Origin of the sequence: Extensimonas perlucida (assembly GCF_007655255.1) — a bacterium.
Lineage (GTDB): Bacteria > Pseudomonadota > Gammaproteobacteria > Burkholderiales > Burkholderiaceae_C > Extensimonas > Extensimonas perlucida.
In genome coordinates, this window is sequence record NZ_VMYE01000001.1 from 341,170 (window position 1) to 358,829 (window position 17,660).

Consider the following 17,660-nt stretch of genomic DNA (forward strand, 5'->3'; position numbering starts at 1 on the left):
TTCTCTCTCGAATCTGGCGTAACCCCGTCGCCGTTCAACGCGTTGTCAAGGCGCCGCAGGCGTGCCGCCCTGGCGGAGTGGGGTCTCAAACTGGTCGCGCCCGGGGAGGCGCGCCAGCACGCGCAGGTCTGGGCCCAGCATATCGGCCGACTTGAACTCCAGCGCAATGCCCTGCGCCAGCTCGGTCAGGGGCGCCCAATCGGCCATGCCTCGGCCAGGGCCCAGCAGCTTGGGGGCCAGGTAAATCAGCAGCTCATCCACCAGGCCTTCTTGTAGCAGCGCGCCATTGAGCTGGTGTCCGGCCTCCACATGCAATTCATTGACCTCACGCTGGCCCAAATCGCGCAGCATGGCCGCGAGGTCCACCTTGCCGGCCTTGGCCGGGCGTTGGTCTGGCAGCAAGATCACCGTAGCACCGCGTGCCTCCAGGGCGGCCTGCCTGGCGGCATGCGGCACAGCGGCATAAATGAACACACCGCGGCCGGGGACGAAAAGCTGCGCGTCGGGCGGTGTCTGCAGGCGACTGTCCACCACCACCACGTGCGGCTGGCGCGGCGCTTCCACCAGGCGCACATCCAGCCGTGGGTCGTCTGCCAGCACCGTGCCTATCCCCGTCAGCACGGCGCTGGCACGGGCGCGCCAGGCGTGGCCGTCGGTGCGTGCCAGTGCGGAAGTGATCCATTGGCTGTTGCCATTGTGCAAGGCGGTGGTGCCGTCGAGCGATGCGGCCACTTTCAGCCGCACCCAGGGCGTTTGGCGCAGCATACGGCTGAAAAAACCGATGTTGAGCTCGCGCGTGGCCACGGCCAGCGGATCGTCGGGTGCCAGCACATGCGCCGTTATGCCCGCCGCCTGCAGGCGCGCAATGCCTTGACCCGCCACGCGCGGGTTCGGGTCTTGCTGGGCCACCACAACCTTGGCAATGCCGGAGCGGATCAGCGCATCGCAGCATGGGGGCGTGCGGCCAAAGTGGGAGCAAGGCTCGAGCGTGACGAACGCCGTGGCGCCACGCACGTCGTGACCATGCTCTTGCGCCGCACGCAAGGCCATGACTTCGGCATGCGGGCCACCGACGCGCTGCGTGTGTCCCTGGCCGAGCACCTGGCCGTGCGCATCGACGATCACGCAGCCCACGCGTGGATTGGGGTTGGAGAGAAATGTCGCCTGCTCGGCCAATTGCAGCGCTTGCTGCATGAAGTGGAAAGTGCTTGCCATGGGGCCGAATGCTAAGGCAGCACGCTGAGGTAGGCTTCTTTATTTGTCCCAACACTCTGCAATGGCGTTGGCTGCAGGCACGGTGGCAGAAGCGACGCCGCGTACCCCCGTGTGTGTCAACGTCAGGTTGCCACACTTATCGCCCACCTGCCCATTCGCAGGAGTCGCCGTCAACGTGAAGGCAGTGCCTGACGCGGCGCTGGCGGGCGGAGATTGGACGGCTACGGTGTAACGCCCTGACGGTACGCTAGTGAGTGTGGTAGGGAAAGAAGCCGTCAAAGGATAGGTGCCTGTTGCCGTGGCCGCACGTTCCATCCACTGAGCCCCCTGCAAGAGGGCGCCACGGGCTTCGGCGCGGTAACCGCGGCGCACGTACTCTCTGTAGCTTGGAAGGGCAATTGCCGCCAGAATGGCCACGACTGCAACCACGATCATCAATTCGATTAGCGTAAAACCGCGTTGACTTTCATTGCGCAAATTCAGACATTTCATCAAATTGCTCCGGTTGTTCAGGCGAGCGCTTCATTGCAATTGACGCCAATTGATCGTTGTGGCCGGTTTCGGCAAGTCTTTGACAGTGCGGTTTTTATTGTCGGAGCCTATGCGCACCTTTTTTCCGGGGGCATTCAAGACGATTTCTTCCGGGCTCGTCGTGGTTCTATTTACGCTGTTGTCGTTGCTTGCGGCAGCATTGAAAATTCCATCACCATTGGCATCGAGCAATTGCACGACGGGCTTGAGTCCCTGCTCTATCCCCATCAGAGTCAAAAAGGATTTGGCCGCTGTAGGGCTGGGCGAACACGATTCCGTCGCCAAATCCACGCCGCCGCCTGATGCAGGTATGGTGCTTTTGATTTGCAGAACATTGCTTCCGCTGAGAAACTCGGGTGTTTGCAGCAAGCGCTCACCTGTTGCGGGGAAATCGAAATACCATCCTTTCTTTGCACTGTCGCCACTATAAGCAAAAGCCGTCTGCCCTGTGGTCATGTTCCAAAAACCTTCGCCGGCACTGATGCCAGCTCCATTGATGCGGGAGCTATTGAAGGTGCGTGCTGTCAAGTTGCTGCGACCTGAGCCAATGGCTGTCGGGGTTGCTGCGTCCGTATCTACTAGCACTTTTCCTTTGTTGGTCCCAGTTGCCGTATCGATCTTGTATTTGGTGTTGTCCAGCAAGGCATAAAAAGTTTGTACGGCGGTGTCCGTCCGGTCGGCTTCCGTCAAATTCTTACCCGTGCCAAAGGCAACCATCATCCCGCCAAGGCCAGGAACGGCGCGGATATTGGGCGCAGCGGTAATCGGTTGGGCAGTGCCGCTGTAGGTGGCGGTATAAAAGGGCGTACAGGGAGAGGCAGTGCTACCGCAACCGGCACTCGAAAAAGCCACACCCCATTTCGTACGGTCTGAATTTGCAACGTCGAATTTCCACAGATTGCCCTTCAAATCACCAGCATAGACCACATCGGGCGTGCCGTCGCCGTTCAAATCAACGGGCCTGGGGGTAGAGAGCCCGTTAGCCACTGCATTGCCTGCCGTACCTGTTGCAGCAGCGATTTTGACGAGTGAGGGTGAGCCGCCATCCAGGTATTGGATGACCAGCACAGGGTCCTCATTTGTGCTGTTGTAACCGTTGCCAAATAACACAGCCCAGCGGCCGTCGTTCATGCGGGCAATTTGCGTTGCCATATACGGGTTGAGATCGGCTGTGGTGGGGTCGCCAAAGATAGAGCCTATGTCGGCATCCGTTCCGTCGGTCTTGTCCATGCGCACTACTGCGGCGGCATTGGCATCGTTGTTGGTGAAATTACTCGAAGGGCCATCCGTAGCGCCCGATTTGAGCCCCGGTTTGGTGACGTCGAGCACGAAATAACCTTTGCCACCGGCGCCCAATGTGCCGACCAGCAGAGTGCGCCAATCGGGGGACGCGTCACTGCCAACGTTGACATCGCCAGTGAAGGGCGAGCCATCGACATAATATTTGTGGTTGTTTTGGTAATCCGTTTGGGTCAATAATTTGAGGTTCGGGTAAAGCCCTTGCGGGATATAAGCAATTTTCTCGCTGCCATTTTCGGCTGAAAAGCCGTGCAACATGCCGTCATTGCCGCCCACATAAATCATGGGTAGGCGGTTTTTATTGGTGCTTGCAAAACTGCTGTATCCAGCAAGGGTGTAGCCACTCGCTGGGCGGCCTGTGTACCAAAGGGTCGAATTGACGATGTCGCCCTCGCGGGAGATGCGGTCTCGCAACGTGCCGCCGTTGGCTATTTCCTGGCTTCGATCGCCGCGCAAAAAATTCAGCCGGTTTTGTCCAACGGTATCCGAATCGCCAGCCTTCAAAAGGGCTTGCTGCCCACCTGTCGTCGTGCTGAGCTTGCTCCACAAAAATTGCTGCCCACCGCCGTTGTAGGTATAAATCACGCGCTGGGATACATCACCGAGCGCATCCAAAATGTCGCCCGTGCTTTTTGGCTTACCTGCGCCAGTGACGCCCCACGCGGTGTTGGGGGTAAGGGCGCCGGTACTTTGGGCGGCTGTATATGAAACGACACCGCCTTTCCAGCCTGTGGCGCTGTATTGCGATTGGTAAACTGTCGTGCCGCTGCTGACGATAGAACTCGATGCACTGGCAAACCCTGTAATAGGTGTGCTCGTGTCGGCGACGATGATGTTCAGAATTTCCCGGAAAGCATTGGCGAGTGCATTGGCATCGCGTGCAGGGTAATATTTCCCTCGGCCATTTAAGGCCATATGCCAAAGTTCAGCCGGGCGATAATCTTCCCCTAGCGAAATTACACTGGGCCATTCCACTTGGTTGTTCACGAGTTTGGCGTAGTCACCGGCATAGTTGTTGTCGGTGGTGTTGTCCCATTGTGGATTACCTGGCCAATTTGTTGCGGCGGTACCGAATCCGATGGTATAGGTAGTCACGTGCTGCCAAGTGGCAGGATCATTTTTGGGATTCCAAAATTCCTGTAGAGTTACGCTGTGCGTGCTATCTGAGCTTATGGTTTCCGTACTCGATTTTCGAATCAATGGACGAACGCCATTGTCAATGGAAGGCTGAAAATCCTCTGCCCAGCTTTTGAATGCGAAGTCTGCGAGCGTGCTCAAGCTGGTGCTGCCATAGGTGTCCGCATAAGCCTGGGTTTGATTAGAAGTGGGATCATATGGCGAGCCATCGCCCAGGTTTTGTGAAGTACCGTCTGCGTTGGCTGGTGATGTGTGTTGATTGGACTCGGTATTCCATGCGCCATCCGTCATGAAAATATGGTAGGTCCGGCGACATTCGGCGCCCTTATCATAGGTGGAGCTTCTTTGACTTGGGTCGTCTGACCATGGGTTGTAATCGCTGCTTTTCGCTGTCTTCATGTAGTTATAGACACTTTGCATCATGGAGTGCGATGGTGTGCCGTTATAACCTTTCAAATTATTGACAAAACTCGAGAAGTCTCTTCTGTGGTCACCTGATAAATAACCAAGAGAATTTGTTATTCCAGTAGTGATAGGGGGGGCTCCGGGGGCTTTGGTGGTATTCCACATGGATTGCCAACCCAGGCGAATGGAATTGTCAGGGGTTCTTCCTGTGGTAGAGGGAGATGCGGTGGCGTCGCCAAATTGTGAAATCAACGCGGCTCTGAGAGATGCTAACCTAGATGGATTCGGGTTTTTTGATTTTGGGCGGGGACACCCGGAAGGGGGGCTGCCATAGTCATCATCGGTTTCTGCTGTGTAACAACCATTGAGATCAAAGCTCATGCTTCCCGAGTTGTCGATCGAAATAATGACATTAGGCGTCGGCTCCTTCACTGCTGACCCCGCGGGATATTGTGCCAGACTTAAAAAGTCCCCTGCCATGGCCCCATGGTGTATACCCATGCTGCCAATCAGCAAGCTGAGTGCGGTGCGGCGGGTGTGGCGCGGATGTTTCTTGGACATGGCTTGCTCCCTGAAAGAGAATGGTTCATTCACCCGCAATGGCGGGAAAAGCTGCGGTGGTCTGCAAAACCACCTGCGATGCGGGTTTGAGGCCGCGGGCGATGGCGGTGATGCGGTAGATCAGCTTGGCGTTGACGGCGCCTGCGGAGGTTGCATTGGTGAGCAGACCACCGGTGCCGCTGGGGTTGTTTTTCATGACTTCTATCCAATACCAGGCGCCGCGTCCTGCGCTCGTGTCAGCCAAAATGGGATTGCCGGTGGTTCCGGCCGTAGCGCCCGTGTATTGGCCGTAACGGGCTCCTACATCTGTAGCAACCATGTTGTTGAAGATGGTGGAATCGTTCCAGAAGTCCTGCGCGCCAGTGATTTTTTCGCAAATGGCGTGCAGACACTTGGTGGTTTGCGACTCCAGGGTGCCATCGATGAAGTTGTCGAAGGCAGCATCGTCGTCAGGCGGGAACAGGGTCTTGGCGTTGTCCACTCTGGGGTAGGGGCTGGCACCGTTGGTTTGCATCATGATGTCGGTTTTGGCGTCTTCAAGCATAGCCTGCGCGGCTTCGTAGGCGCGTTGGTAGTCGGCGTCGTTGCCAACGATGAGTTCGTTGAAGATGGCGGTGCGTGAGGCCCACAGTGCCAGCAGCATCGTCAGCAAGACCAGTACGATGATGACGTACAGCGCAATGCCGCGTTGGTTTTTGCGTGCGTTTTTCATGTCGATCGGTCCGCTTGCTCAAATGCCCGCAGCCGGCCAGGCTTGGTTGCGGATATAAAAGGTGTTGCGGAACACCATGCGCAACTTGTTGCCACGGCTGGCGCTGCTGCCGTCGCATTTGGTGTAGGTGCTGCCTACGGTGTCTATGGCTTCGGTGCCTTCAAGCTCCAGACAGACCTCTACGGCATAGACGCTTGGCCAGTCAGTGCTTGTGAGGGCGGTCGCCGATGCGTAACGGAATTGGGGTTGCAAGGTGGCTGCATCCAATGTCTGCTGTAGATAGGTCACCCGAAAATCCTTCACGCCGCTGATCAAGGGCTGGGCGCTGCCATTGCCGGCGCAGACGAGGTTGCCATTGGCATCGAGCGTGAATCGGCTGGTGATGAGTGGGTCACTGGCAATATCGTGCGATTCGCCGAGGCAGTCGCGCATCAAATAGCCATTTGTGGGGGTGGAGCCGCCGGAATACGTGGGCTCTTGCACGTTTTGGTAGGTGACGGTGAGTTTGTATTCATTGCTGGCTGGCGAGTCCATTCCAGCGACGGACAAAGGAGTACTTGCCGGCAATGAGAGGAATACGACAACGTCTTTGGCACCCGTCGTAGGATCGATACTCAACCCGCCGGACTGGCGTAATTGTTGGCCGATGACTCGGAAGGCGTAGGCGGCTTGCTGTTGCAATTGGCTGGAGTCGCTCACGGTGCCGCTGATGCTGCGTGAAACCATGAGCGCACCCACGGCGGCGGCCACGGTCAGCAGGCCAATGGCGATACCCACCATGAGTTCGACCAAAGTGGCGCCCTTTTGCCGCCAGCGTGAGGGCCGGCCGCGGTGAGGGACAAGCAAGGGTGCGGGCATGTTGGGACGATGAAATAGGGGTTACTCAGGGCAATACACCATGCTGGAACTGGCGGCATCGGGCAGGCAGCGTTGCGTGAGGCTGATGTATTGCAGATGGCAAATCTTGCCCGCCGGGCAGTTGATGGCGGCCCCGCCGGTGCTGGCGGGTGCGAAGACGCTTGTGTATGCACTGTCCGAAGCGCTGTCGCCGCGTTCGTTGGCGCGCCAGGCGATCATCACGCCGAGTTCTCGCGTGTCGCTGGGAGATATGAAAATGGCGGCGTCACCCAAAGGTAAGGCGGCGCGTACCGAACGAATCCAGCGGTCTTTGTCATATGCGGCGAGTTGTGCGGGGGCGCATTTGGTACCAGGAAAGCCGGTTGCAATGGAGCAATTGGTCGGAGTGGAAAGTGTGGCGCCCCAACTGGATACATAGGCGCTCGCATTGCCGATGGCATCGGGATTGGCCTTGAGGCGTTCGCTCAAGTCTTCAATCAAGCGCACGGCTTGCGCGCGCCGCACGCCCGTCTGGTTGTCGGTCAGGGTACGCAGCTGTACCCCCAAAATGCCCAAAATACCGAGCGCCATGACGACGATGGCCACCATGGCTTCTATCAGGCTGAAGCCGCGTTGTAATGGAATGGGACTGTGTTTCAGGCGCATGGAATGTCCTCTATGACCCGAATGCGGCCGCCAGATGCCATGCAAATGCCGCGCGTGGCTGGGGAGCTAATGCCTGCGGGATCGGGAGAAAAAGAAAAACCTTTGGCGTTGAGCCCGCTCATCTTGCCGTACCGATCCACCTTGATTTTTGCGCCGCCAGAGTGGTGAATGACGTTGACTTTTGCGGGCGTGGAATAGGTTTGCAGGATTTCTTCACCGCTGTTCCATGTGCCGTTGTTGTTGCTGTCATGGAAGACGAACCAGCCGCAACTCCATTCTTCGTTGGTGGAAGCCAAGCTGCAGCCGTTGGTGTTGTTGGCGTTTTTCTGGATGCCTATGCGGCCACCGCGCTTCACGGCTTCGGAGCGGGCATAGTAGAGCGTTGACTTCATTGCCTCTACGGCTTGCTGTACGCGCCAGCGTTCAATGAGCGATTGAAAGCCTGGGACAGCCAAGGCCATCAAGAGGGACAAAATACTGAGCACAGTCAAAAGTTCAATTGCACTCATGCCGGTAACCTTTGCCATTCTTTGCGAAATAGCCATCACTTGATGGGGTATGGCGGTATTCATGGGCATGTGCTGCTCCCCCCATCCATGCGTTTGATTTGCCCGCCGGGCTTCACGCATACGGTTTCGGCTGCAGGGTGCGCAGTGCTCGCACCTTGTGGATAAAGCCGGAATGCGGCGGTTTTGTTGCCGTTGTTGTCAAACTGGCCCCAGCGGTCTATGTGCAAATAACCATTGCTGCTGGTCAGCGTCACTTGCGTATTGGATGGCACGGAAACCATTTGCAGGCTATCTTCTGCCGGGGTTTGGCCCGAATCTTGGGCTCCGTTGTTGTTGGTGTCGATGAAAACCGTCCAACCGCAACTCCAATCGGTGGTGGCACTAGCGCAATTGCTTTTGATGGAAACATTCCCGCCGCGTTTGATGGCTTCGGATCGCCCCAGGTACAAGGAGGACTGCAAACTTTCTGCAGCTTGCCGCACGCGCCATCGCTGCATCAGGGGTGTGAATGCGGGCCCTGCGAGGGCCGCGAGTATGGCGAGTATGGCCACCACGACCATGGCTTCGATCAAGGTGATGCCTGCGGCGTTACCCATCAGACGCGATGACGAGCGCGTGCGGCGGGTTTTTTGTGTGCAGACATACGAAGATGCAAGCGATTGCATGGGGCGATGGTAATCAATATCCCATGTGCTGCATGTGGCAAGCGACGGATGGCCTGCGCAGGCCGATGAGCGGCGGGAATTATGTGGCGCTATCGCCCGGTGTACCCCAAGCACGCCCCCGCATTCGGCATGCCGCGGCATTCGCGGTACAGGCGGCGGTCGCGCTCGGCGGTGGTTTCTTCGCTGGGGCTGCGCTGGTGGGTGATGCGCACGCTGTGCTTTTTCTTGCTTGCCGTGCCGGTGTTGCCGGATGTCGTGGCCGTGGTGTCGCTGGATTGGGATTTTTTGCTTGCGGCGAAGGCCGACGAGGGCAGGGCGCTGAGGCTCACGATAAAACACAAGGCAAAAAGGGCTTTTATCGAGGAGCGGCGTGCGTGAGTTGCTACGTTTGTTGCATATTTTTGGGCGGTAGTGGGCATGGGCATTCCAAAAAGACGAGGGTGAAGTGTGAAGGGCAGGCGGTAGGATGGAGGATCATTCCGCTCCATTTCACATACTGCCATGCGCCAAGCCGTTTTGAACCTCGAGGAATCCCGTATCCGTGAAGTGGCCAACGCTGGCCTGGGGCGCAGCGACGTGCTGGCGTTCTGGTTTGGCGAGAGCGACGAGGGCACGCCCGCGGTGGTGCGCCAGGCGGCGGTGGCCTCGATCGAGCGCGGCGAGACTTTTTATTCGCACAACCTCGGTCTGCCCGAGCTGCGCGCAGCCATTGCCGCCTACATGAGCGATCTGCATCGCGCCGTGGCGCCCGAGCGCGTCGTCGTGACCTCGGGCGGCGTGAATGCGCTGATGCTGGCCGTGCAGGCGCTCGTCGATGCGGGCGACGAGGTGGTCGCCGTGACGCCCGTGTGGCCCAATCTGACGGCGCAGCCGCAGATCATGGGCGCGCGCCTGCAGTGCGTGGCGCTGCGCCCGCAGCCGGGTGGGGCGTGGGCGCTCGACCTGGACGCCTTGCTGGCCGCCATCACGCCGCGCACGCGCTTGCTGATCCTCAACGCGCCCAACAACCCCACGGGCTGGACTTTGCGCCCCGAGGAGCAGCGCGCGATCCTCGCGCATTGCCGCCGCACGGGCACCTGGATTCTGGCCGACGAGGTGTACGAGCGCCTGTATTACGCGCCCTCGCCAAAGGCTTGCGCGCCGAGCTTCCTCGACCTGGCCGAGCCCGAAGACCGGCTGGTGGTGGTGCACAGCTTTTCCAAGAGCTTTTTGATGACGGGCTGGCGCCTGGGCTGGCTGGTGCTGCCGCCCGCGGCGGTGCACCACGTGGGCAAATTGGTGGAGTTCAACACCTCGTGCACGAGCGTGTTCACGCAGCGCGCGGGCATCGCGGCGCTGCAGCACGCCGACGAGATCACGCCGCGCGTGGTGGCGCACCTGCGCGCGTGCCGCGATACCCTGCTGCCCTTGTTGCAGGCGCTACCGGGCGTCGAGGTGGCTACGCCGCTGGGCGGCATGTATGCGTTTTTCCGCCTGCATGGGCAAGGCGACTCCCTCGCCACGGCCAAGCGCCTGGTCACCGAGGCCGGGCTGGGCCTGGCCCCCGGCAACGCCTTCGGCCCCGAGGGGCAGGGCTGGCTGCGCTGGTGCTTCGCCTCGCACGATCCTGAGCGTCTGGTGCAGGGGGTGGAGCGGCTGAAGGCTTGGTTGCAGGTGCAAAGTGTGCGCCAGGGAGGATACGTTGGTGATATACAAAAATGCTCGACCTGAGCAAGATCACGGGGTTCGACCGGGATGATGGCAATGCCCGAAAGAACGAAAAACATGGCGTATCCATGGCCGAGGCCGAACAGGTCTTTTTCAGCACGCCTTTGTTGTTCGTGGAAGATGCGGTGCACAGTCTGAACGAGCCGCGTTTTCACGCGCTGGGGAAAACGGACAAAGGAAGGCCGCTGCACCTCACTTTCACGTTGCGGCATGCTGGCACGCTGATTCGCGTGATTTCCGCGCGAGACATGCATCGGAAAGAGAGGCTCATCTATGCACAAGCCCGCTAAACCTGTTCCCAAGTTTGCTTCCGAAGACGAGGAGCGCGCCTATTGGGAGTCGCATGACTCCACGGATCATGTGGACTGGTCCAAGGCCCAGAGAGTGACCTTGCCAAACCTGAAGCCCACGACCAAAACTATCTCATTGCGGCTGCCGCAACACCTGCTGGATTCGCTCAAGGCTGCCGCCAACGCACGGGACGTGCCCTACCAGTCTTTGATCAAGGTGTGGCTGCAAGAGAAGTTGCAGGAGCATTGAGCGCGGCCGAATGGGCAGAAAAACCGAGCAGCTATAATCCACAGGTTTTGCATGGTGCAAAACGCACGCCGCGTGGCTCGTTCCGGCCGCTGGCGCAAGTCAAAACCCGGGTTGCAAGGGCTCATGCCCATCGTCTGCGCCCGATTCTTTCAGGAAAACCCATGATCGCATCTTCCATCAAGGCCGAAGTCATCCAGGCCAACGCCCGTTCTGCCAACGACACCGGCAGCCCCGAGGTTCAAGTCGCGCTGCTCACCGCGCGCATCAACGAGCTCACCCCGCACTTCAAGACCCACGCCAAGGACCACCACGGCCGCCGCGGTCTGCTGCGCATGGTGAGTCGCCGCCGCAAGCTGCTCGACTACCTCAAAGCCAAGGACGCCGACCGCTACACCGCGCTGATCGCCAAGCTGGGGCTGCGCAAGTAATTCGACGTTGTACGCATGGGACGCCTGGGTTAGTCATACGCTAGCTCAGGCGTTTTTTGCTTCGGAGTCACCACTGCAGAGCGAAGCTGTGTCATTCCAATGGCCTTGTCCTGGCGCAGGGCCACTGGAATGGCATCGTGTTCTGAATGGGGCTCTGGCGCTTGATAGGTATGCGCTTTTAGCTATTTAATTTGGAGCATTTATGAGTCTGTTCAACAAAGTCACCAAGTCCTTCCAGTGGGGCGAGCACCAAGTCACCCTGGAAACGGGCGAGATCGCCCGCCAGGCCACCGGCGCCGTGCTGGTCAACATGGACGATACCGTGGTGCTGGCCACGGTGGCCGCGTCCAAGTCGCCCAAGCCGGGGCAGGATTTTTTCCCGCTCACCGTGGATTACATCGAAAAAGCCTACGCCGCGGGCAAGATTCCGGGCAGCTTTTTCAAGCGCGAGGCCAAGCCCAGCGAGTATGAAACGCTCACGAGCCGCTTGATCGACCGCCCGATCCGTCCGCTGTTCCCCGAGGGCTTTTTCAACGAGGTGCACGTGGTCGTGCACACCTTGTCGCTGAACCCCGAGGTCGATGCCGACATCCCCGCCATGCTCGCCACCAGCGCGGCGCTGGCCGTCTCGGGCATCCCGTTCAACGGCCCGATCGGTGCCGCGCGCGTGGGCTATGTCAATGGCGCCTATGTGCTCAACCCCGGCCAGACGGCGCGCAAGCAAAGCCAGCTCGACCTGGTCGTGGCCGGCACCGAGGCAGCCGTGCTCATGGTCGAGTCCGAGGCGCAGCAGTTGCCTGAGGAGGTCATGCTCGGCGCCGTGGTGTTCGGCCACGAGCAGAGCAACATCGCGATCAACGCCATCCACGAATTGGTGCGCGAGGCCGGCAAGCCGCTGTGGGACTGGCAGCCGCCGCAGCGTGACGAAGCCTTGATCGCCAAGGTGACCGAATTCGGTGAAGAGCGCCTGCGCGCCGCCTACCAGATCCGCAACAAGCAGGCGCGCACCCAGGCCTGCCGCGAGGCCTACGCCGTGGTCATGGCCGATTTGCGCGAAGCCGGGCTGGAGTTCGACCCGGTGAAGGTCGAGGGCCTGCTGTTCGAGATCGAGGCGCGCATCGTGCGCAGCCAGATCCTCGCGGGCGAGCCGCGCATCGACGGGCGCGACACGCGCACCGTGCGCCCGATCGAAATCCGCACCTCGGTGCTGCCGCGCACGCACGGCTCGGCGCTGTTCACGCGCGGCGAGACGCAGGCGCTGGCCGTGGCCACGCTGGGCACCGAGCGCGACGCGCAGCGCATCGACGCCTTGCTGGGCGAGTACGAAGACCGCTTCATGCTGCACTACAACATGCCGCCGTTCGCCACGGGCGAAGCCGGGCGCATGGGCAGCACCAAGCGCCGCGAGATCGGCCACGGTCGCCTCGCCAAGCGCGCGCTCACGGCCGTGCTGCCCGAGAAGGACGAATTTCCCTACACCATGCGCGTGGTGTCCGAAATCACTGAATCGAACGGATCCTCGTCCATGGCCTCGGTCTGCGGCGGCTGCCTCGCGCTGATGGACGCGGGCGTGCCGCTGAGGGCGCATGTCGCAGGCATCGCCATGGGTTTGATCAAGGAAGACAACCGCTTCGCCGTGCTGACCGACATCCTCGGTGATGAAGATCACCTTGGCGACATGGACTTCAAGGTCGCGGGCACCACGAGCGGCATCACGGCGCTGCAAATGGACATCAAGATCCAGGGCATCACCAAAGAAATCATGCAGGTGGCGCTGGCGCAGGCCAAGGAGGCGCGCATGCACATTCTGGGCAAGATGCAGGGGGCCATGGCCGGCGCCAATACCGAGGTCAGCAGCTTTGCGCCCAAGCTCTTCACGATGAAGATCAACCCCGAGAAGATCCGCGACGTGATCGGCAAGGGCGGCGCCGTGATCCGCGCGCTGACCGAGGAAACCGGCACGCAGATCGACATCGCCGAAGACGGCACCATCACCATCGCCGCGACCGACGGTGCCAAGGCCGAGGAGGCCAAGCGGCGCATCGAGCAGCTCACGGCAGAGGTCGAGGTGGGGCAGGTCTATGAAGGGCCGGTGGTCAAGATTCTGGACTTTGGCGCACTGGTCAACGTGTTGCCGGGCAAGGATGGCCTGTTGCACATCAGCCAGATCGCCAACGAGCGTGTCGAGCGCGTGAGCGACTACCTCAGCGAGGGCCAGATCGTCAAGGTCAAGGTGCTCGAGACCGACGACAAGGGGCGCGTCAAGCTGTCGATGAAGGCGCTCTCCGATCGGCCCGCGGGCAATGGTGAACGCGCCGAGCGTGGCGAACGCACCGAGCGCGGTGAACGCGGTGAGCGCGAACGCCGTGAAGGCGGCCGCGGCGCCGGCCGCGCGCCTGCGCCGCAAGCTGCGCCCGAAGAGGGTTCAGCGCCTGAGGAAGTTTGAGCTTTTTGCTCATTCAATGAGAGCTGCTAGCGCTTGTCATTCAAGCGCTATTAGCATTTTTCATCCATACAAAATTGCTATGGTTTTTGTATGCGTGTCGTAGAAATACCTGCCTTTGGCAAGCCCGAAGTCCTGCGTCTGGCCGAGCGCCCGCAGCCCCAGCCGGGCGCGGGCGAGGTGCTGATCCGCGTGCGCGCGAGCGGCGTCAACCGGCCCGACGTGCTGCAGCGCAAAGGTCATTACCCGCCGCCGCCGGGCGCGTCCGACCTGCCGGGCCTCGAAGTTGCGGGCGTGATCGAAGGCGGTGACGCGGCTGCGCTGGCCGAAGCGGGCTTCCAGGTGGGCGACCGCGTGTGTGCGCTGGTGGCTGGCGGTGGCTACGCCGAATACTGCGTCGCGCCCGTGGCGCAGTGCCTGCCCGTGCCCGAGGGTTTGAGCGATGCCGAAGCGGCTTCTTTGCCCGAGACCTTTTTCACCGTCTGGAGCAACGTGTTCGACCGGGGCCGCCTGCAGGCCGGCGAAACCCTGCTCGTGCAAGGCGGCACCAGTGGCATAGGCGTTACGGCGATCCAGCTGGCGCGCGCTTTCGGTGCGACCGTGATCGCCACCGCCGGCAGCGAGCAAAAATGCCAGGCCTGCGTGGAGCTCGGCGCAAGCCACGCGATCCACTACAAAAACCAAGACTTCGCCGCCGAGTGTCTGCGCCTCACGCAAGGCAGGGGCGTGGACGTGATCCTCGACATCGTCGCGGGCGATTACGTCGCGCGCGAGGTCGAATGCCTGGCCGAAGACGGGCGCCTGCTCATCATCGCCGTGCAAGGTGGCACTAAAAGCAGTTTCGATGCCTCCTTGGTGCTGCGCCGGCGGCTCGTCATCACGGGCTCCACGCTGCGCCCGCGCCCCGTGGCGTTCAAGGGCGCGATCGCACGCGCTCTGCGCGAGCGCGTCTGGCCGCTCATCGCCGCAGGCAAGATACGCCCCGTCGTGCATCGCACTTTTGCAGCGGCCGACGCCGCCCAGGCGCATGCGTTGATGGAGTCCAACCAACATATAGGCAAGATCGTTTTGACGTGGTAACCATGAAAAAGAAGCTCATTGCAGGCAACTGGAAGATGAACGGCAGCCTGGCCAGCAACGAGGCGCTGCTGCGCGCCGTGCTCGACGGCATGGCGCAGCAGGCGCCCGCCTGTGACGTGGCCGTGGCGGCGCCCGCGCCGTATCTCGCGCAGGTGCAGGCGCTCACCGCCGGCTCGTCGCTGGCCGTGGCGGCGCAGGACGTATCGGCGCACGAGGCCGGGGCCTACACCGGCGAGGTGTCGGCCGCGATGCTCAAGGAATTTTCCGTGCGCTACGTGCTCGTCGGGCATTCCGAACGGCGCCAATACCACCACGAGAACGACTCCCTCGTCGCCATCAAGGCGCAGAGGGCGCTCGCCGCGGGCATCACGCCCATCGTCTGCCTGGGCGAAACCATGCAGGAGCGTGAGGCCGGCCTGACCGAAGCCGTGGTCAAGCGCCAGCTCGCCGCGGTGATCCACCTCAACGGCCACTGCATCAGCGAAATCGTGGTGGCCTACGAGCCCGTCTGGGCCATAGGCACGGGGCTCACGGCCACGCCCGAACAGGCGCAGGAGGTGCACGCCGTGCTGCGCAGCCAGCTTGCGGCCGCAACCGAGCAGCCTGACCGCATCCGCCTGCTCTACGGCGGCAGCATGAATGCGGGCAACGCCGCGGCCCTGCTGGCCCAGCCTGACATCGACGGCGGCCTGATCGGCGGCGCTTCATTGAAAGCGCCCGATTTTTTGCAAATCATCGCTTCAGTCAAGTGAAAATCAGCGTAAGAAGCTATTGAAAAAGGAGTAAAAATACAATGAATGTGCTCGTCAACGTGATCTTGGTCGTGCAGATGCTCGCGGCCGTGGGCATGATCGGTCTGGTGCTGGTGCAGCATGGCAAAGGCGCGGACATGGGGGCCGCCTTTGGCAGCGGTGGCGCAGGCAGCCTGTTCGGCGCCAGCGGCAGCGCGAACTTCCTCTCGCGCTCGACCGCAGTGCTCGCGACCGTCTTCTTCGTCGCCACGCTGGCGCTGGCGTACTTCGGCAATGCGCGCCCCACGAGCTCCAACAGCGTGCTCGAATCCGCCGCTGTCGCGCCTGCTGCGCCTGCGGCCCCAGCGTCCGCTGCAGCCTCCGCGCCTGCTACCGCTGCCTCGGGGGCGGCGCAGATTCCCACCAAATAATCTGCAGCAAAAGACGCCCGAAGCCGGCGAATGAGGGTTTTTCCGGGTTAGAATTTGCGTCTGTCTGGAGCGCAAGCCTCAAGCCATCCAGTCAGCAAAAAACCGCCGTCGTGGTGAAATTGGTAGACACGCTATCTTGAGGGGGTAGTGGCGAAAGCTGTGCGAGTTCGAGTCTCGCCGACGGCACCATACAAAAACCCGCCTGTTGCTCGCGTCCGTCGAGTTTCTTGCAGGCGCGGCTACAGCGGTGAGCAAATCCACAAGATGAACCTCGATCAATACCTCCCCGTTTTGTTGTTCATCTTGGTCGGCATCGCCATCGGTGTCGTCCCTCTGGTTCTCGGTTATGTGCTGGGGCCGAACCGGCCCGATGCGGCCAAAAATTCTGCGTACGAGTGCGGCTTCGAGGCCTTCGAAGACGCGCGCATGAAGTTCGATGTACGCTACTACCTCGTCGCCATCCTGTTCATTCTGTTCGACCTCGAGGTTGCCTTTCTCTTCCCCTGGGCGGTGGTGATGCGCGAAGTCGGTCTGACCGGCTTTATCGCTGCGCTGATCTTTCTCGCCATCCTGGTCGTGGGCTTCGTCTACGAGTGGAAAAAAGGCGCCCTCGACTGGGAATGAGCGCGACAGGCTTCAACGAGGACGGATCTGATGATTGAAGGCGTAATGAAAGAAGGCTTCGTCACCACGAGCTATGACGCGGTGGTGAACTGGGCCAAAACGGGTTCGCTGTGGCCCATGACGTTTGGTTTGGCCTGCTGCGCTGTCGAGATGATGCACGCGGCTGCTGCACGCTACGACATCGGGCGTTTCGGTGCCGAGGTCTTTCGCGCCAGTCCGCGCCAGTCCGACCTGATGATCGTCGCTGGGACGCTGTGCAACAAAATGGCGCCAGCCCTGCGCAAGGTTTACGACCAGATGGCCGAGCCGCGCTGGGTGCTTTCCATGGGCTCCTGCGCCAATGGCGGGGGCTACTACCACTACAGTTATTCGGTGGTGCGCGGCTGCGACCGTATCGTGCCGGTCGATGTGTACGTGCCCGGTTGCCCGCCCACGGCCGAGGCTTTGCTCTACGGCATCATCCAGCTGCAGCAGAAAATCCGCCGCACCCACACCATCGCACGGGTTTGAAGGGTTGACGATGACAGAAACAGCCATTCGGCCCGAACAGCTCCAGGAAACCATCGCCAGCGTATTGGGTGATGCTGCACGCAGCATTTCCATTCGCCTCGGAGAAGTCACGGTACAAGTGACGGCCGCTGACTATCTTGGTGTGATGCAGCGCTTGCGTGATGCCGATGCCTGCCGTTTCGAGCAGCTCATCGACTTGTGCGGTATGGACTACGCAGACTTTGCAGGGCAAGAAAGCCCCCGCTTCGGCGTCGTGGTGCATTTGTTGTCGCTGAGCCTGAATCAGCGCGTGCGCGTCAAAGTGCGTTGCCCCGACGACGATCTTCCGGTGCTGCCCTCGGTCTCGCAATTGTGGGCCTCGGCGAACTGGTTCGAGCGCGAGGCGTTCGACCTGTATGGCATCGTCTTCGAGGGGCACGACGACCTGCGCCGCATCCTCACCGACTATGGCTTTGCGGGTCACCCGTTCCGCAAGGATTTCCCGCTCTCGGGGCATGTCGAAATGCGCTACGACGAGGAGCGGCGCCGGGTGGTCTATGAGCCGGTCTCGATCGAGCCGCGCGAAAACACGCCGCGCATCGTCCGTGAAGACAAATACGCCGGCCTGGGTGCGGCGCGCCGTTTGTGAT

General features: G+C 60.8%; 20 protein-coding genes and 1 tRNA gene. 12 read left to right on the plus strand and 9 right to left on the minus strand.

What is annotated here, in order from left to right; genetic code table 11:
* Positions 1 to 45: 45 nt before the first annotated feature.
* From ribD to FK527_RS01870, 9 genes are all read right to left on the minus strand, one after another.
* Positions 46 to 1,215: a bifunctional diaminohydroxyphosphoribosylaminopyrimidine deaminase/5-amino-6-(5-phosphoribosylamino)uracil reductase RibD gene (gene ribD / locus FK527_RS01830; RefSeq protein ID WP_144729081.1), complete on the minus strand. Its 1,170-nt coding sequence runs from the start codon at positions 1,213 to 1,215 to the stop codon at positions 46 to 48.
* Between the two features lie 39 nt (positions 1,216 to 1,254).
* Complete coding sequence (locus FK527_RS01835) at positions 1,255 to 1,707, minus strand: type IV pilin protein (protein ID WP_144729082.1); 453 nt, start codon at positions 1,705 to 1,707, stop codon at positions 1,255 to 1,257.
* Positions 1,708 to 1,737: 30 nt separating this feature from the next.
* The gene (locus FK527_RS01840; RefSeq protein WP_144729084.1) at positions 1,738 to 5,148 is read right to left on the minus strand and encodes a pilus assembly protein; all 3,411 of its coding nucleotides are present in this window, start codon (positions 5,146 to 5,148) and stop codon (positions 1,738 to 1,740) included.
* A gap of 25 nt (positions 5,149 to 5,173) precedes the next feature.
* Positions 5,174 to 5,860: a pilus assembly PilX family protein gene (locus FK527_RS01845; RefSeq protein WP_144729086.1), complete on the minus strand. Its 687-nt coding sequence runs from the start codon at positions 5,858 to 5,860 to the stop codon at positions 5,174 to 5,176.
* Between the two features lie 18 nt (positions 5,861 to 5,878).
* Positions 5,879 to 6,718 (minus strand): PilW family protein, encoded by an 840-nt coding sequence (locus FK527_RS01850; protein ID WP_144729088.1) that lies wholly within the window; start codon positions 6,716 to 6,718, stop codon positions 5,879 to 5,881.
* 21 nt (positions 6,719 to 6,739) lie between these two features.
* Positions 6,740 to 7,363 (minus strand): type IV pilus modification protein PilV, encoded by a 624-nt coding sequence (pilV, locus tag FK527_RS01855; RefSeq protein ID WP_144729090.1) that lies wholly within the window; start codon positions 7,361 to 7,363, stop codon positions 6,740 to 6,742.
* Positions 7,354 to 7,935 (minus strand): GspH/FimT family pseudopilin, encoded by a 582-nt coding sequence (locus FK527_RS01860; RefSeq protein WP_246072621.1) that lies wholly within the window; start codon positions 7,933 to 7,935, stop codon positions 7,354 to 7,356. Before FK527_RS01860 ends, pilV begins: the two co-directional genes overlap by 10 nt.
* Positions 7,932 to 8,537 carry a GspH/FimT family pseudopilin gene (locus tag FK527_RS01865; RefSeq protein ID WP_246072622.1) on the minus strand — a complete coding sequence of 202 codons (606 nt, stop codon included), beginning with the start codon at positions 8,535 to 8,537 and terminating at the stop codon, positions 7,932 to 7,934. The genes FK527_RS01860 and FK527_RS01865 overlap by 4 nt, the downstream gene beginning before the upstream one ends.
* Before the next feature lie 89 nt (positions 8,538 to 8,626).
* A complete protein-coding gene (locus FK527_RS01870) occupies positions 8,627 to 8,851 on the minus strand; it encodes a hypothetical protein (RefSeq protein ID WP_425460395.1) in 225 nt (74 codons plus the stop codon).
* 187 nt (positions 8,852 to 9,038) lie between these two features.
* Here FK527_RS01870 and FK527_RS01875 point away from each other — a divergent pair, with 187 nt between their 5' ends.
* The 12 genes from FK527_RS01875 to FK527_RS01930 all read left to right on the plus strand — a co-directional run bounded on the left by FK527_RS01875 (position 9,039) and on the right by FK527_RS01930 (position 17,659).
* On the plus strand, positions 9,039 to 10,247 hold the full coding sequence (locus FK527_RS01875; protein WP_144729094.1) for a pyridoxal phosphate-dependent aminotransferase: 1,209 nt from the start codon (positions 9,039 to 9,041) through the stop codon (positions 10,245 to 10,247).
* Positions 10,235 to 10,534, plus strand: coding sequence for a BrnT family toxin (locus tag FK527_RS01880; protein WP_144729096.1), 300 nt, complete (start codon positions 10,235 to 10,237; stop codon positions 10,532 to 10,534). Before FK527_RS01875 ends, FK527_RS01880 begins: the two co-directional genes overlap by 13 nt.
* The gene (locus FK527_RS01885) at positions 10,518 to 10,784 is read left to right on the plus strand and encodes a BrnA antitoxin family protein (RefSeq protein ID WP_144729098.1); all 267 of its coding nucleotides are present in this window, start codon (positions 10,518 to 10,520) and stop codon (positions 10,782 to 10,784) included. Before FK527_RS01880 ends, FK527_RS01885 begins: the two co-directional genes overlap by 17 nt.
* Positions 10,785 to 10,945: 161 nt before the next feature.
* On the plus strand, positions 10,946 to 11,212 hold the full coding sequence (rpsO, locus tag FK527_RS01890) for a 30S ribosomal protein S15 (RefSeq protein ID WP_114483383.1): 267 nt from the start codon (positions 10,946 to 10,948) through the stop codon (positions 11,210 to 11,212).
* 202 nt (positions 11,213 to 11,414) lie between these two features.
* A complete protein-coding gene (gene pnp / locus FK527_RS01895; protein WP_144729100.1) occupies positions 11,415 to 13,658 on the plus strand; it encodes a polyribonucleotide nucleotidyltransferase in 2,244 nt (747 codons plus the stop codon).
* 90 nt (positions 13,659 to 13,748) lie between these two features.
* Entirely contained in the window at positions 13,749 to 14,735 is a 987-nt protein-coding gene (locus FK527_RS01900; RefSeq protein ID WP_144729102.1) for an NAD(P)H-quinone oxidoreductase, read from the plus strand.
* A 2-nt stretch (positions 14,736 to 14,737) separates the two neighbouring features.
* Positions 14,738 to 15,487: a triose-phosphate isomerase gene (tpiA, locus tag FK527_RS01905; RefSeq protein WP_144729104.1), complete on the plus strand. Its 750-nt coding sequence runs from the start codon at positions 14,738 to 14,740 to the stop codon at positions 15,485 to 15,487.
* Positions 15,488 to 15,528: 41 nt separating this feature from the next.
* Entirely contained in the window at positions 15,529 to 15,897 is a 369-nt protein-coding gene (gene secG, locus FK527_RS01910; RefSeq protein WP_144729107.1) for a preprotein translocase subunit SecG, read from the plus strand.
* Between the two features lie 104 nt (positions 15,898 to 16,001).
* Positions 16,002 to 16,086, plus strand: a tRNA-Leu gene (locus tag FK527_RS01915).
* 75 nt (positions 16,087 to 16,161) lie between these two features.
* Positions 16,162 to 16,521: an NADH-quinone oxidoreductase subunit A gene (locus tag FK527_RS01920; RefSeq protein ID WP_144729109.1), complete on the plus strand. Its 360-nt coding sequence runs from the start codon at positions 16,162 to 16,164 to the stop codon at positions 16,519 to 16,521.
* Between the two features lie 27 nt (positions 16,522 to 16,548).
* Positions 16,549 to 17,031, plus strand: coding sequence for a NuoB/complex I 20 kDa subunit family protein (locus FK527_RS01925; protein WP_186298362.1), 483 nt, complete (start codon positions 16,549 to 16,551; stop codon positions 17,029 to 17,031).
* 10 nt (positions 17,032 to 17,041) lie between these two features.
* Positions 17,042 to 17,659, plus strand: a complete 618-nt coding sequence (locus tag FK527_RS01930; protein ID WP_144729113.1) for an NADH-quinone oxidoreductase subunit C — start codon at positions 17,042 to 17,044, stop codon at positions 17,657 to 17,659.
* Position 17,660: the final 1 nt, after the last annotated feature.